Origin of the sequence: Paraeggerthella sp. LCP19S3_G8, assembly GCF_052119225.1 — a bacterium.
Classification (GTDB): domain Bacteria; phylum Actinomycetota; class Coriobacteriia; order Coriobacteriales; family Eggerthellaceae; genus Paraeggerthella; species Paraeggerthella hominis.
The window spans coordinates 162598-178343 of the sequence record NZ_JBQKFQ010000002.1 but is presented as its reverse complement, the minus strand read 5'-3'; the positions used below and the strand labels follow the sequence as shown (position 1 = coordinate 178343).

11 protein-coding genes are annotated in these 15746 nt (G+C 64.6%); all 11 read left to right on the top strand.

Annotated elements, in window-relative coordinates:
- The first annotated feature begins 166 nt into the window (after positions 1 to 166).
- The 11 genes from srtB (at position 167) to ACTQZK_RS02625 (ending at position 15660) form a co-directional block, all read left to right on the top strand.
- Complete coding sequence (gene srtB / locus ACTQZK_RS02675; protein ID WP_441898334.1) at positions 167 to 1417, top strand: class B sortase; 1251 nt, start codon at positions 167 to 169, stop codon at positions 1415 to 1417.
- Positions 1414 to 2901 carry an amidophosphoribosyltransferase gene (purF, locus tag ACTQZK_RS02670; RefSeq protein ID WP_114567903.1) on the top strand — a complete coding sequence of 496 codons (1488 nt, stop codon included), beginning with the start codon at positions 1414 to 1416 and terminating at the stop codon, positions 2899 to 2901. Before srtB ends, purF begins: the two co-directional genes overlap by 4 nt.
- A 23-nt stretch (positions 2902 to 2924) precedes the next feature.
- Complete coding sequence (gene purM, locus ACTQZK_RS02665) at positions 2925 to 4073, top strand: phosphoribosylformylglycinamidine cyclo-ligase (RefSeq protein ID WP_114567904.1); 1149 nt, start codon at positions 2925 to 2927, stop codon at positions 4071 to 4073.
- Between the two features lie 10 nt (positions 4074 to 4083).
- Complete coding sequence (gene purN / locus ACTQZK_RS02660; RefSeq protein WP_441898332.1) at positions 4084 to 4695, top strand: phosphoribosylglycinamide formyltransferase; 612 nt, start codon at positions 4084 to 4086, stop codon at positions 4693 to 4695.
- Positions 4692 to 5681, top strand: coding sequence for an XdhC family protein (locus ACTQZK_RS02655; protein ID WP_225748766.1), 990 nt, complete (start codon positions 4692 to 4694; stop codon positions 5679 to 5681). The genes purN and ACTQZK_RS02655 overlap by 4 nt, the downstream gene beginning before the upstream one ends.
- Before the next feature lie 107 nt (positions 5682 to 5788).
- Positions 5789 to 7357: a bifunctional phosphoribosylaminoimidazolecarboxamide formyltransferase/IMP cyclohydrolase gene (gene purH, locus ACTQZK_RS02650; protein ID WP_216528945.1), complete on the top strand. Its 1569-nt coding sequence runs from the start codon at positions 5789 to 5791 to the stop codon at positions 7355 to 7357.
- Between the two features lie 244 nt (positions 7358 to 7601).
- Positions 7602 to 8429: a J domain-containing protein gene (locus tag ACTQZK_RS02645; protein WP_114567916.1), complete on the top strand. Its 828-nt coding sequence runs from the start codon at positions 7602 to 7604 to the stop codon at positions 8427 to 8429.
- A 123-nt stretch (positions 8430 to 8552) separates the two neighbouring features.
- A complete protein-coding gene (locus ACTQZK_RS02640; RefSeq protein ID WP_225748767.1) occupies positions 8553 to 9701 on the top strand; it encodes an ATP-grasp domain-containing protein in 1149 nt (382 codons plus the stop codon).
- Between the two features lie 29 nt (positions 9702 to 9730).
- Positions 9731 to 10933: a lysylphosphatidylglycerol synthase transmembrane domain-containing protein gene (locus tag ACTQZK_RS02635; RefSeq protein WP_225748768.1), complete on the top strand. Its 1203-nt coding sequence runs from the start codon at positions 9731 to 9733 to the stop codon at positions 10931 to 10933.
- Between the two features lie 141 nt (positions 10934 to 11074).
- Positions 11075 to 12553 (top strand): extracellular solute-binding protein, encoded by a 1479-nt coding sequence (locus tag ACTQZK_RS02630; RefSeq protein ID WP_225748769.1) that lies wholly within the window; start codon positions 11075 to 11077, stop codon positions 12551 to 12553.
- A gap of 41 nt (positions 12554 to 12594) precedes the next feature.
- Positions 12595 to 15660: an EAL domain-containing protein gene (locus tag ACTQZK_RS02625; RefSeq protein ID WP_441898328.1), complete on the top strand. Its 3066-nt coding sequence runs from the start codon at positions 12595 to 12597 to the stop codon at positions 15658 to 15660.
- Positions 15661 to 15746: the final 86 nt, after the last annotated feature.

The following is a 15746-nucleotide window of genomic DNA, read 5'->3' as shown; positions in this document are numbered from 1 at the left end:
GACCGCGGGCGACGCCCGTAGTCGTGAAAATTGCGTTTTTGACTACATCGCGCCCTCGTTTCGGGGGCGTTTTGCTTATTATGGTAACGGTCTGGCAGCAGCGGGCGCGCCAAACGGTCGAGGACGATACAACGCCCGCGGTTCGACGTTCCTTCGAAAGGCGAACATGACCGACTATCGACAGTATCCCGATCCCGAGCCGCGCGGTCGTCACGCTCGTGCCCGGGTTCAGCAGGAAGCTGCGCATCAGCAGGCCGCAGGCCCCGGTGCCCGAAGGGCCCCGGCCCCCCAGCAACCTGGCCAGGGGCAGCCGGCGCCGCAGTACCGGGCGCCGCGTCAGCAGGCTCCCCGTCAGCAGGCGCCGCGTCCGGCGCAGCCCTACGCGCAGCCGACGCAGCAGCAGGCTGCGTATCGGCCCCAACCTCAACCTCATCAGCAGGCGTATCGCCCCGTGCAGCCCCAGGCGGGGCAGCAGGCGTACCGTCCGGCACCGGCTTCGTACGGATACGGCGGCGCCGGCAGGGGCCCGAACGGACCTGGGCCGAACGGCTCCGGGGCGAACGGGCGCAAGAAAAAGGGCGGGCCGTGGCGCGTGGTCTTCTGGATCGCGCTCGTGGTGTTCGTGGTGGCCCTGGCTGCCCTCGGCGCCATCGGTTTCAGCTATTGGCAGGGCCAGCAGACGTACAAGGAAGTGGCCCAAGACGGCTTCAATCCGCCTGCGGACGTCGAAGGGACGTCGCTTGCCGACTTCACGGTGGATTGGGACGCGCTGAAGGCCATCAACCCCGATACGGTGGGCTGGATCTACGTGCCGGGCACGAACATCAACTACCCGATCGTGCACACGACCGACAACGAGAAGTACCTGACGCATGACTTCAAGGGCTCGGAGGGCTGGATCGCCACGTTCGGCGCTATTTTCCTGGCAGCCGAGAACGCCGGCGACTTCTCCGATGCGAACAACATCGTGTACGGGCACCACCTCAACGACGGGTCCATGTTCGCGGCCATTGCCGGCATGGACGACCCGGCGGCGTTCAACGCCAGCCGCACCATCTACATCCTCACGCCGCAGGGCAACGTCAAGCTGACCACGTTCTCGCTCGTGCATTGCGCCGCCGACGACCCGCTTGCGCAAACCGCGTTCGCGTCCGAAGAGGAGCGCGTGGCCTACGTCCAGGACAAGATCGACCGTTCCGTGGTGAGCGTGTCCGACCTTCCCGCCGCTGCGGACATGAAGCAGACCTTCACGTTCGCCACGTGCGACAACCTGCCGACCGATGGTCGCTGGGTGCTGTTCGGCTACGTGGCCGACTCCACGATCGGGCCTGCGCCCGCCAACGCGGCCGAAGGCGGCTTGGCCGACCCCGACGCTGCGGCCGCCGTGGGCGACGCGTCGAAGGAGATCGCCTCATGAGCATGGCTGCGTTTCCGGGCGAGCGCCCCGATCGCCTTGAGGAGGAGTGCGCCGTATTCGGCGTGTTCGCTCCCGGCGAGGGCGAGGACGTTGCCCGTATGGCGTGCTTCGGCCTGCAGGCGCTTCAGCATCGCGGGCAGGAAAGCGCGGGCATTGCGGTGGGCGACGGCGAAACCGTTATGGTTGCCAAGGACTTGGGCCTGGTCACGCAGGTGTTCGACGAGGCGAGCCTGGCAGCGCTCGACGGGTTCGTAGCCGTGGGGCACGCCCGGTACTCCACAAGCGGCGCAGCGGCGTCGTGGGAGGCTGCGCAGCCGCATATCTCGGCCATCGACGAGGTGCTGATCGCGCTTGCGCACAACGGCACGCTCGTGAACACGAACGCGCTGCGCGCGCGCCTGGTGGGCGAGGGCGTGCAATTCCGCGCCGGTACCGACAGCGAAGTGGCTGCGAAGGCCATCGGGTGGGTCACGCAGGAAACGCACCATCTGCGCAACGGCATCCGCTACGCGATGGAGCATCTGGAGGGCGCGTACGCCATGGTGCTGGCCAGCCCCGACTCGCTGTACGCGTTTCGCGACCCGAACGGCATACGCCCCTTGTGCATCGGCCAGCTTCCCGACGGTCGCGGTTGGGCGGTGTCGAGCGAGACGTGCGGGCTGGACATCGTGGGCGCAACGTACCTGCGCGACGTGGAGCCGGGCGAGATCGTCCGCTTCAGCCGCGAGGGCATGCACTCCGAGCAGGGCGTACCCGCGGGCACGCGCGCATCCTGCATATTCGAGTACGTGTACTTCGCGCGCCCGGATAGCGTGATCGACGGGCAGAGCGTCTACCAGGCGCGTCGCGCCATGGGGCGCATCCTGGCGCAGGAGGCGCCCGTCGAGGCCGATCTGGTGCTGGGCGTGCCCGACTCGGGCGTGCCTTCCGCCATGGGGTTTTCGCAGCAAAGCGGCATCCCGTATTCGGACGGCATCGTGAAGAACCGCTACGTGGGCCGCACGTTCATCGAGCCGACTCAGGCCATGCGCCAGTTGGGCATTCGCCTGAAGCTGAACCCGCTGCCCTCGGTTATCCGCGGTCAGCGCCTGGTGGTCATCGACGACAGCATCGTGCGCGGCAACACGTCGAAGAAGCTGGTGGAGATGCTGCGCGAAGCGGGCGCTGCGGAAGTGCACCTGCGCATCGTGAGCCCCGAGGTTCTGTGGCCGTGCTTCTACGGCATCGACACCGACACGCGCGATCAGCTGATCGCCGCCAACATGACGCTTGACGAGATGCGCTCTTGGATCGGGGCCGACTCGCTGGCGTTCATATCGCTGCAGGGTTTGCGGAACGCGTTGCCCGACGTGCGCGAGCAGGGTTTCTGCGAAGCGTGCTTCTCGGGGGACTATCCTGTGGCCATTCCCGAATCATTGTTCAAAAAGAGCTTCATGACGAAGAAGGATTTCGCAGAAGCGTACGATAACGAGGCGTCCGTCTGAAGGGCGGCAAGAAGGAGCTTGAGATGACCGAGAGAATCACCGTGAACGCGAACCAGAACGAGGACGGCCCCCAGATGCCCAGCTGGATGGACGAGGATGCGGTCACGTACGCGCAGGCCGGCGTCGATACGGCGGAAGGCGCGCGCGCCGTGGAGGCTATCAAGGGCGTCGTACACGACACGTACCGTCCCGAGGTGGTGGGCGACATCGGCGGCTTCGGCGGCCTGTTCTCCATCGCGGCGGCCAAGGACATGGTCGATCCGCTGCTGGTGAGCGGTACCGACGGCGTGGGCACGAAGCTCAAGGTGGCCCAGCTGGCCGGCAAGCACGACACCGTGGGTATCGACCTGGTGGCCATGTGCGCCAATGACATTCTGGCCACGGGCGCCGAGCCGCTGTTCTTCCTGGACTACGTGGCTATCGGCAAGCTGAACGCCGAGAACATGGCCGAGATCGTGGCGGGCATCGGCGAAGGCTGCAAGCAGGCCGGCTGCGCGCTCATCGGCGGCGAGATGGCCGAGCACCCCGGCGTGATGGATCCGGACGACTACGACCTGTCCGGCTTCTGCGTGGGCGTGGTGGACCGCGTGAAGATGCTCGATCCGGCGGCCGTGCGCGAAGGCGACGTGCTGATCGGCCTGGCGTCGAGCGGCCTGCACTCCAACGGCTACTCGCTGGCGCGCAAGGTGTGCGTGGAGGGCAAGACCCACTACGAGCTGCGCATCGAGCGCGATGAGTTGGGCGGAGCCAGCCTGCAGGACGCGCTCTTGGCGCCGACGCGCATCTACGTGAAGCCGGTGCGCGCCGTGCTGGACGCCTGCCCGAACGCGGTGCGCGCGCTTGCGCACATCACGGGCGGCGGCATCACCGAGAACCTGAACCGCGCGCTGCCGGAGAACGTGGACGCGCAGGTCGACCTGGGCACGTGGCCGGTGCCTCCCATCGCGAAGTTCGTGTGCGAGGCGGCGCATCTGGACGAGTCCGAGGCGCTCAAGACCTTCAACATGGGCCTGGGCCTGGTGCTCATCGTGGACCCGGAGCGCGCCGACGAGGTGGAGGCCGCGCTGGCCGAAGCCGGCGAGCAAACCTATCGCGTGGGACGCGTCGTGTCCGGCGCGGCCGAGGTTCGCTACGCGAACGACGGCGCGCTGTACGGCTACGAAGCGGAATAGGAGAATTCGCATGACCACGCCGCTTACGATAGGCGTGCTGCTGAGCGGCAGCGGCACGAACCTGCAAGCTATCATCGATGCCGTGCGCGACGGGTTGCCGGTGAACGTCGCGTGCGTGGTGTCGTCGCGTCCCGACGCGTACGGCATCGAGCGCGCGAAGGCCGCGGGCATCCCGACCGTCGTGCTCAACCGCGACGTGTACGCCGATCCGCTGACTGCCGATGCGCGCATCGTGGACGAGCTGCGTGCGGCGGGCGCGGAATACGTGGTCATGGCCGGCTACATGCGCAAGGTTACGCCGGTCATGCTGGACGCGTTCCCGGACCGCGTGCTCAACCTGCATCCGGCGCTCCTGCCTGCGTTCAAGGGCGCGCACGCCATCCAGGACGCCTACGATGCGGGCGTGAAGGTGACGGGCGTGACCGTGCATTTCGCGAACGAGGACTACGACAAGGGACCCATCGTGGCGCAGCGCGCCGTCGAAGTGCGCGAAGGCGACGCGTTGGAGGATTTGGAGGCGCGCATCCATGAGGTGGAGCACGTCATCTACCCCGAGGTGCTGCGCCAGATCGCCGAGGACCGCGTGACGGTGGGCGAGGACAGGAAGGTGCATATCGCATGATGAGGGACGTGCTCGCCGCGGTGGCGGCTGATCTGCGGGCGGGCCGCACGCCCGTCCTGTCGGCTGACGACTTCCCGTGTTTTTCAGCGGAGGCCCTTGCGGGCAACCAGCATGTCGACCCGTCGTACGCGGACGTGATCGCGCGCAGCTTGGGCGAAGCCGACGCCGTCGTGTTCGAGCGCGCCGTGCGCGCCATCGACGAAGGCGACCTTGCCTGGATCGGCTTCAAGGTGGTCTACGATGCACAGCAGGCCCAGGCCAACACCGACAACGAGGTGACGAAGAAGTACGGCGACCAAGGTTCCGCCGACGGCGAGCCGCTCGTGTTCTTCTGCAACGATGCGAAGGAGATCGTGGCGGCGCGCCCGCATTCCGCACGCGATGCGTTTCAGATGAAGGACGTCACGCGCGGGCCTTCGATGCACAACGAGCAGTTCGAAGGCCTCACCTGGCTTTCCGTCCCGCTGTTCGAGCAGGTGCGCGTGTGGTTGCTGGGCGCGTCGGACGCGGCCAGCGAAGTCGCGGCGCTGGCCGCGCACGTGGGCTTTCGCGTGACGGTGGTCGACTACGACCCCGCGTACGTGAGCGAAGCCCGCTTCCCGGACGCCGAGCGCATCGTCCTTCCCGGCGGCAGCTTCGATGCGCTGGACCAGTTGTCCTGCACGTCGGCGGACTACGTGTGCGTGCTCACGCGCGGCCACATGTTCGACCCCGAGGCCTGCGTGTGGGCGGCCAAGCACGGCGCGCATTACGTGGGCATGATGGGGTGCGCTGGCAAGAACGATCGCGTGCACGAGCTGGTTTTGGCGGCGGGCGCCACCGAGGACGACTGGGCGCGCGTCAAGCGCCCCATCGGCTTGAAGTTCGGGGCGAAGACGCCCGCCGAATTGGCGATAGCGATCGTCGGCGAGCTGGTGGACGTACGCTACCGGCAACGGTACAGTGAAGAAGCCCGCGCCAAGCACGAAAGCAGCTTGGGCAGGTAGATAGAGCGCCGGAGGCAATGCCGGTGCAGGGCAATAGGGCCCGCAGCGTCGAGTTGTTTCGTCGTTCGCAAGGCGGCGGAACCCAAAAGGAAAGGATGTAAGACCATATGAGCAATCCGAAGGTCAAGCGCGTTTTGATGTCCGTTACGGACAAGGCGGGCGTCGTCGATTTCGCCCGCGTCCTCGTGGAGGAGTTCGGAGCGGAGGTCATCTCCACGGGCGGCACGGCCCGCGTCATCGCGGAGGCCGGCGTGCCGGTCACGCCGATCGATGACGTGACGCAGTTCCCGGAGATGATGGACGGACGCGTGAAGACGCTGCACCCGCGCGTGCACGGCGGTCTGCTGGCCAAGCGCGACAACGAGGCCCACATGGCCCAGGCGGCCGAGCACGGCATCCAGATGATCGATATGGTGGTCGTGAACCTGTACGCCTTCGAGAAGACGGTGGCCGGCGGCGCCGACTTCGCAACCTGCATCGAGAACATCGACATCGGCGGCCCGTCCATGCTGCGCTCCGCCGCCAAGAACTTCGAGAGCGTGGCCGTGGTCACGCGCCCGGAAACCTACGACGACATCTTGGCCGAGATGCGCGCCAACGACGGTGCCACCACGCGCGATACGCGCGCGAAGCTGGCGCTCGACGTGTTCCGCACGACGGCCGCCTACGACGGCGCCATCGCCGCCTGGATGGGCGAGCAGCTCGAAGGCGACCAGAAGTACCCGGCCGCCCGCGCCCTCAACCTGACCAAGGTGCAGGACCTGCGCTACGGCGAGAACCCGCATCAGTCCGCCGCGTTCTACCGTCGCGACAGCTACGCGGGTGCCGAGCACAGCCTGGCCCACGCCAAGCAGCACCAGGGCAAGGAGCTTTCGTACAACAACTACCTGGACCTGGACGCCGCCTGGACGGCCGTGCGCGAGTTCGACGAGCCCGCGTGCGTCATCGTGAAGCACCTTACGCCGTGCGGCGTGTGCCAGGACGCCGACCTGGTGGCCGCGTACCAACGCGCGCATGCGTGCGACCCGGTCAGCGCGTACGGCGGCGTCATGGCGTTCAACCGTCCGGTCACGTCCGACGTGGTGGTTGCCATCTTCGAGAACAAGCAGTTCGTCGAGGCCATCGTGGCGCCCGAGTTCGCGGGCGACGCGCTGGACATGTACAGTGCCAAGAAGAACGCGCGTCTCCTGTCCACGGGCGGCGTGAACAAGGCCGGCGGGGAAGTGGAGTACCGCTCCGTCGAGGGCGGCCTGCTCGTGCAGGATTCCGACGGCGTGCTGGAGGATCCGGCTGCGTTCACGGTTCCCACGAAGCGCCAGCCTACCGACGAGGAAATGGCCGAGCTGCTGTTCGCTTGGAACGTGTGCAAGTCGGTCAAGTCCAACGCCATCGCGCTTACCAAGAACCATGCCACGGTGGGCGTGGGCGGCGGCCAGCCCAACCGCGTGAACTCCGCGCGCATCGCCGTCGAGCAGGCGGGCGAGCAGGCGAAGGGCTCCGTGGCCGCGTCGGACGCGTTCTTCCCGTTCCGCGACGGCCTTGACGCTTTGGCCGAGGCCGGCGTGACGGCCATTATCGAGCCGGGCGGATCCATCCGCGACGACGAGGTGATCGCCGCCGCTGACGAGCACGGCATCGCGCTCGTGTTCACCGGCCATCGCCACTTCAGGCACTAAGCCGGCAGCTGGCGCGCGGCCGAAGCCCGCAGCGCCCCCCCCCAAGCACGCTTGATCGAAAAGCTGGATCCGCTTGTCGGGTCCAGCTTTTTTTGCAGGAAGGGCAACGGCCGCCTTTTCGCATCGATGCCGTAGCCGCGAACGTGTGAGCGTTTCGGGTATGGTTATGTTCCTTCCTTGTCGTAAAAGGAACATACTCGCACCGGGGGCGCAACGCGCAATGCGCTTCGGTATAGTGGGCGGCATGAAGAAATCTCAAGCGTTGAACATACTGAACCTGAGCGAGGGGGCTACTGACGACGAGGTCAAAGCCTCGCATCGCAAGCTGGTCATCGCCCATCACCCGGACAAATTTCCGCTTGATTCCGCCGAGCGCGCCGAAGCGGAAGAGCTGACCAAGCAAATCAACGAAGCGCGCGACGTGTTGCTCAACCGCTCGTGGACGCCGGAGTTCGACCCGCGTCGCGACCCGCGCCCCTATGCGGGCAACCCGTACGCGCATCCTACGGCGAACCCGTACGGATCGCCCCAGCAGGTCGAATGGGACCCGTTCGCGGATTGGCCGTTCGGGCAGGGTTCGTCGCAAGGGCAGGGCCGCACCACCTACGTATGGACCTCGTGGGACGGCGCCCGCTCCGCCGGCGAGGGCGCGCCCGGCGGCGTGCCGTTCGATCCGTTCGACCCGTTTGCGCCGTTCAGGGCATCGGCTCCTCAGAAAACGCCGGAACAGGTGCGCGATGAGACGCGCCAAAGCATCAAGAAGGAAGGCGCCGTCGTGGCGGCGAAAGCGGCGGCTTTGGCGGTGTTGAGCTTGGCGGGGTCTCCTGCCACCGGGCTGTTCGTGTACGTGGTGGCGTCGTTCGTCTACGGGCTGTGGAAGCGTTTGGGCAGCTGTTTGATCGGCTTTTTCGTTCCTATCGCGCTCGTGCTTGCGCCGTTCGTGTTCATGATCGCGCCGCGGCAAGGTGCGGTGACGATAGGGCTGGGCCTTGCGTTTGCGGTTGCGGTTCTTTTCGACATCACGAACGCGCGCGACCTTGTGCGCGTCTATCGTGCCGCCGGTCGGGAGTAGGGCTGCCGGGCGCGGGCGCGCCCATGCTATACTGTTTGTTTGTCGCCGCGCGGTGTTTGCGCCGGCGGATGCGCGAAGCGCTTCGCATGCTCGAAGCGCACCGATGAAGGAGGATTCGAAGCAATGATAGTGCTTGACGAGCCGTATGCATCAGAACCGCTGCTTGCGTGGATGGAGTCTTCGCAGCATCCCGTGCTCGACAACGAATTCGCGCGCACGACAGCCGCGGGCCGTGCGTTGAACCTGGTGTCGGCAGACGAAGCCGTGCGCCGTATCGATGCAGGCGAGCGCGTGTACACCAATTCCGAAAACGCCTTGGCGTGGATCGTCGAGAACGCGCATAACGAAAGCCTGTCGCGCGCTATCGGGCTGTTCAAGGACAAAGCCGCTATGCGGCAGGTTCTGGCTGCCCTCGACCCTGATCTGTTCTTCAAAACCTGCTCGGTTGACGAGCTGTTCAAGCTGGACTTCTCGAAGCTGGAAGCGCCGTTCGTGCTGAAGCCGTCCGTCGGATTCTGCAGCATGGGCGTGTACGCCATCCAAGATCGCGAAGACTGGGAGCGCGCGCTTGCCGACATTCAGCGCAACGCGTCCACCTGGCACGACATGTACCCCGAAAGCGTCATCGGGTCCGGATCGTTCATCTTGGAGGGCTACATCGAGGGGACCGAGTACGCGCTCGACGCGTACTTCGACGCCACCGGCGCGGCGCATATCCTCAACGTCTTGCGCCACGACTTCGTTTCAGCCGAGGATACGTCCGACCGCATGTACGTGACGAGCGCGCCTATCGTGCGCGAAACGTCCGCGCTGTTCACGCAATGGCTTGACCGCGTGAACGCGCTTGTGGGAGCGCGCAATTTCCCCGTGCATGTAGAGGTGCGCGTTCTCGACGGGCACGTGTGCCCCATCGAGTTCAACCCGCTTCGTTTCGCGGGTTTGGGCGGCACCGACGTCAGCTGGCACGGCTACGGGTATCGCACGTACGAGGCGTTCCTGGAAGATGAGCGCCCTGATTTCGATCGCGCGTTCGAGGGCAAGGGCGACAAAGTGTACACGATGTCGCTGCTCAATCCGCCGGCCGACGCTACAGGGGACGAGCGGTTCGACTACGATGCGTTCCTCAGCCGTTTCTCCCATGTGCTCGAGATGCGGCCGTTCGACGTTCGGCGCGTGGGCAATTACGGCTTCCTGTTCTTGGAAACGGATGCGGAATCGGCCAACGAGCTCGACTTCCTCGTGCACTCCGACCTCAAGGAATTCCTCCGCTAGGCGGAGGCGTTCGGGGCGCGAGCAAGGCTGTGAAGCTCAACATCAGAAACCTGCTCATCGGGCTTGTTATCGTCATCGTGCTTGCGGTGGTGCTTTTGCGCGGCGATCAGCTGGTCGAGCTGGTGGAAACCATCAAGAAGGGCGCGGCCATCCCGTTGATCGCTGCGCTGTGCACCCAGCTGGGAAAGTACTTCGCGCAGAGCTTCGCGTATTCGTATGCGTTCGAAGCGGTTGACGAGCGCATGGATCCGCGCTCGACGCTGCCTTTGGTGTTCGGGACGTTTTTCATGAACACGATCGCGCCGTCGCTCAACCTGGCCGGCACTACGCTGGTGGTGGACGATGCGCGCCAGCGCGGCATTGCCCCGGGCAAGGCAACCAGCGCGGCGCTGCTCATGCAGATCACCATCGATTCGGGATTCGCCACCATCATGCTGATAGGCTTCGCCATATTGGCCGCCACGGTGGGCTTGTCGCCCCTGTGGTTCCTGCTCGGGCTGCTTGTCATCGCGCTGGTGGGGGCCATGATCACCATCTTGGTACTGGGCCGCAAGCGTCCGGCGCTCGTGCTGCGCGTGCTGCGGCCCATCGAACGGTTGGTCAACCGCATTCTCGCCCGCTTCAAGAAAGGGCCGCTCGACCCGTGGGTGGAGCGTACGGTGTGCTCGTTTTCCGACGCAGCGGGCCTTATCGCGCACAATCCCAAGACCACGGCGAAATCCTTCGGGTGCTCCATTGCCGCAAGCGCGTGCGAGCTTGCCTGCTTCAGCTTGGTGGGCGTTGGGTTCGGCGTAACGGTTCCCGAAGCGCTCATCTGCGGCTATGTGGTGGCAACGCTGTTCGCTATGATCTCGATCACGCCGCAGGGCGTAGGCGTGGTGGAAGCTGCCGTGGTGGTGGCGTTCACGTCTTTCGGGGCGACTGCGGCGGCGGGGCTGTCCATTGCGCTCGTCTATCGCGGCATCGTGTTCTGGATGCCGTTCCTTATCGGCGCGATACTCATTCAAACAACCAAGACGTTCAAGCGCGATGCCAAGCAGATGCTCAACGATCCGGATGCTGCCGGCCGCTTGTCGGGAGTGTCGGCGGTGGCGCGGCACCTTGACGAGCAGCGGGCTCCTTTGGACGTCGATCAGCCGTTGTGCGACCGTGACCACGAGCAAGCGGCCGTTCCCCGTGCTTCGGCGGCTCCGCGCGATGCGAAGCCTCCGAAAGCGCCGCGGGACTCGTAAGGGCCTGCCGCCAACCCAAAGCTTCCTGCCGTCTCGGCGCGTTCGCAAGTTCGTCGGCCGCAGCTCCGCTTCATGACTTAGAATGTTCTGAAACGTACGCATAGGTGTGGGGTGGTTGTGCGCGATTCAGAGGGGGAGCGGATGAGTGCGAAAAAGACGCTGAGGCAGGCTGCTGCGCTTGCTCTTGCGGGAATGCTGACCTTGGCGGGTTGCTCGGGCCCGGGCGCGGCTGCGTCGGGCAAAGACGCTTCTTCGCTGCTCGATCCCGCCGACCCCGTGCAGATCGAGCTGTGGACGTACTACAACGGAACCCAGCAGCAGGCGTTCGAATCGCTTGTCGACGAGTTCAACGCGACCCAGGGCAAAAGCGTGGGCGTGGTGGTTACCAGTTCCAGCCAGGGCGGCGTAAACGATTTGGCCGCAGCGGTGACCGGGTCGGCGCAGGAGCTTGTCGGGTATGCCGATATGCCCGACGCGTTCCTTTCGTATCCCGATACGGCTTCGCTTGTCGATAGCTTCGGGCGCGTGGCCGATCTTTCCGGATACCTGACCGACGAGCAGAAGGATCGGTACGTCGAGGCGTTTTTGGCCGAAGGGGATCTGGACGGCACGGGTTCTCTGAAGGTGTTTCCCGTGGCGAAATCAACCGAGACGTTTCAGATGAATCTGACCGATTGGCGGGTGTTCGCCGATGCAACGGGCAGCACGCTCGACGAGCTTGCCACCGTCGAGGGGATCGTGACGGTGTCGCAGCGCTATTACGAATGGACCGATGCGCAAACCCCGGACGTGCCGAACGACGGACGTGCGTTCTTCGGCCGAGATGCTTTGACGAATTACCTGGTCACCGGTGCGAAGCAGTTGGGTCACGAAGTGCTTTCCGTTCGTGACGGACGCATCGAGCTCGATCTTGATCGCGCTACGATGAAGGCGTTGTGGGACAACTACTACGTGCCCATGGTGCAGGGTTGGTTCTCTTCCGAAGGCAAGTTCCGCTCAGACGCCGTCAAGACCGGCGACCTGCTCAGTTACGTGGGGTCGTCCTCGTCGGTCGTGTATTTTCCCCAGACCGTGACGGTTGATGATCAGACCAGCTATCCCATCGAGGTGATAGCCTTGCCTGCTCCCACGTTCGAAAGCGGCGTTCCGTGCGCCCCTCAGCAGGGTGCGGGCTTCGTGGTGACGAAGGCCGACGAGCGTACGGAGTGTGCGTGCGTCGAGTTTCTCACCTGGTTCACGGCCAAGGAGCAGAATGCCGGGTTCGCCGTGAAAGCGGGGTATCTGCCCGTGACCAAAGAGGCGATCGAGCCGGAGTTCTTGAAGGACGTCGCTCTGTCGCTGGGGGATTCTTCCCGCAACTACGCTGAGACCCTGCCCGCTGCGCTCGAGACCATGGACGCGGGGCTGTACCGGACGTTCCCGACTCCGAAGGGCAACGAAGCTCGTTCGGTGCTGGGCAAATCGCTGTTCGACCGGGCAGCGCAGGATCGGGCCGCCGTGCGCGCCCAGATCGAGGCGGGCGCCGATCCCGCCCAGGCCGTCGCCGCGTTTTTGGACGAATCGGTTTTCGACGCTTGGCTGGCTGATTTGAAGATGCAATTGGAAGCCGTCGTGGCATAGCGCCCGAGGGTGAGGATGTTGAAGGATAGAGCTACGAGGGCATGACGCTGGGCATGAAACAGGTGAAGGGTGCGCGGAAGGACTTGACGTTCAAGGCCCTTGTCGCGCTGCCTTTCTGCATCGTGCTTATTTTGCAGGGCGTCATGAGCGCTGCGATCCTGTCCGGGAGTCGCGTGTTCGTCCAGATGGACGACGCTGCGTACGATCTGTTCTCGGAGCGCGTGGCCAGTCGGGCAAGCTACCTCGAAGGCGACATGGTCCTTCGCTGGTCGGACTTCGGCTCGACGCCCGACGTTGTGGCCGATCGTGTTGACGAGGTGCTGGCTGAGCGCGGAGCTTCGGTGTCCGATATCGTTCCGGGTTCGGACGTGGCCTTGTCCATTATCGATGCGATGGCCGACGATCTGGTGTCTTTCATCCGGCACAACGAGGTGAGCGGCGCCTACTTCGTGCTGGCGAACGGCGGGGCGGAGGGAGAGGCCGCCGATGCTCGCACGGCGCTCTACATTCGCGATTCGAACCCGAAGGTCAACGCCGAAGGCGGATCGGACCTCATGGTTGCATCGTGTCCGATCAGCGTGGGGCGCACTATGGAGATAGCCCTGGACAGCCAGTGGTCGGCAACGTTTCCGCTGGCTGCCGAAGGCAATCAGCGCAGCGCCTTCTACTACGAGCCCCTCCGTGCCGCCCAAAAGCATCCCGATGCAGAGACAAGCGATCTGGGGTACTGGGGCCGACCGGTTGATCTTGGCTGGGCGGGCACGCCTTCGGTGACGTACAGCGTGCCGATTCGAACCGCTTCGGGGGAATTGTGCGGAGTGCTGGGCGTTGAGATACGCCTGGATCGCATCGAGTCGTTTTTTCCGTATCGCGACCTGAACGAGCGAGGCGACGGCTCGTACCTGCTCACAACCGTGCAAGCCGCCGACTCCGAGCGCAGCGCCGGCGTGGAACCCTTGTCGGACAAACCGCGCGCGTACGAAGTGCTGGCTACAAGCGGGGCGACGCAAAGCCTGTACGTCGAAAACGGCTCCATCGAGGCTTTTCTGGACAACCAGGCTCGCATGGTAGTCGATCCGGCTTTCGACTCGGCAGACCCGGACAAGCGCGCCGTGGCATCCGCGATGGAGCTGGCGCTGTACGACAGCACGTCTCCGTTCGCCTCCGATCGATGGGTGCTTGTGGGGATTGCTCCCGAAGAAGGGCTGTTCTCGGCTTCGCATGCGCTTTCCGAAAGCTTGTTCCGGTCGTTTCTCGTTGCCTTCGTCGTGGGCCTGATCGTGGCCGTGCTGGTGGCGTGGTTGTCGTCATCGCGTTTGCGCAACCTTATGAAAGAGGTTCGCGCGACCGGTCCTGAAGAGCCTATTTCGTTCACGCCTACCGGCATTGTCGAGGTGGACGAGCTTTCCGACGCGATCGAGTCGTTGGGAACCCAGGTTGCTTCGGCGTCTTCGCGCCTGTCCCAGATACTGCAGCTTTCCGATCGCAGCATCGGCGCGTTCGAGTACAACGCCATCCTGGAAACGGTCAGCTATACCGAGGGGTTGTTCTCTACGCTGTCCATCTTGGAGTGCCCCGAAGCGACGCGCTTCTGCGTGGGGCGCGCGGGCTCGGGCACCATGTCGGCGGATGATTTCGATCGGTTCATGGATTGGTACCGCGTGCGCGTCGAGCGCGAGGGGGACGATCGCTACCTGTTCTTCGACGAGCGCGGCATCACGTGGGTGCGCTTGGTCGTTTTGATGGACGAGGATCGCGGCGTGATGTACGGGCTGGTGGAAGACGTGACGCACGAGATTCGAACGCGTCGCCGCTTGGAGCATGAACGCGATCACGACATTCTGACCGGGCTGCTGAACCGCCGCGCGTTCGAGCAGCAGGTGACCGAGCTTTTGCGGGGCCGCAAGAGGCTCGGAGCCATGCTCATGCTCGACTTGGACAACCTCAAGTTCGTCAACGACACGTACGGGCACGATTGGGGCGACCAGTACATCAAGGCAGCTGCGCGCGCTGTGGAGTCGGTGTTCGGCAACAAGGGTCCTTGCTCGCGCGTGTCCGGCGACGAGTTCCTGGCGTTCGTCGACGTCTGTTCGGACCGAGCCGATGTCGAAGCGCTGTTCGCCGACCTGTGCCGTGCGTTCGACGAGAGCGTGCTGGTTGCTCCTGACGGGAAGGCGCTTAAAGTGCGCGCCTCCATGGGCGCTGCGTTCTGCCCCGATGACGCCACTGCCTACGCGCGCCTTCGCGAGTACGCCGACTTCGCCATGTACCTGGCGAAGAACAGCCGAAAAGGCGAGCTGTTCACGTTCGATCGCGCCAGCTACGACGAGAAGTCGTTCATCGTGAACACCGGCGAGGACTTGAACCGCCTGTTCGACGAGCAGCTTGTGGATTACCATTTCCAGCCGATCGTGGATGCTCGGGCCGGCGAGATCATTGCCTTCGAGGCGCTTATGCGCCCCCAGCTGGAGTCCATTTCCACGCCGGATCGCGTGTTGGCGCTGGCGCGTTCGCAGTCGAAGCTTCACCATGTCGAGCGCATGACGTTTCTGGGAGCTTTGGATGCGTTCTCGCAGCGCTACGTAGGTCAAGGGTCTTTGCTGTTCGTGAACAGCATCGCCACGCAGCGCCTGTCCTCTGAAGACGAGCTGTTCTTGATCGAGCGTTACGGCGGCATGCTCAGGCACCTGGTCATCGAAATCATCGAAAGCGATTACAGTCGCGAAATGGCCGTGTACAAAGAAGCGCTGGCGCGACGTTTGGGCGCCCGCCTTGCCGTGGACGATTTCGGCAGCGGATACAACGGGGAGACGTCCCTGCTGGACTACCACGTTGACTTCGTGAAGCTTGACGCATGCATCATTCGAGGAATCGACTGCCAGAAGGACCAGCAGGACATTGCCCGCAACCTGGTGGGATACGCTCATGACCGCGGCATTCGCGTGATTGCCGAAGGGGTGGAGACCGAAACGGAGCTGCGCGCCGTGCTCGATCTGGGCGTTGACTACCTGCAAGGGTACCTGATCGCGCGTCCCGAGCCGCATCCTCGTGACATTCCGGACGAGGTCAAGCGCTTCATCAGGTCGTGTTCCGAGGGCGCTCGGTAAGGCCGGACGGCTTCGCGGGACTGGCCGGGGATGCTTTGGCGTCGGACGGGTATACTAGGGCTCGAACATGGTGGATCCGCGCGGAG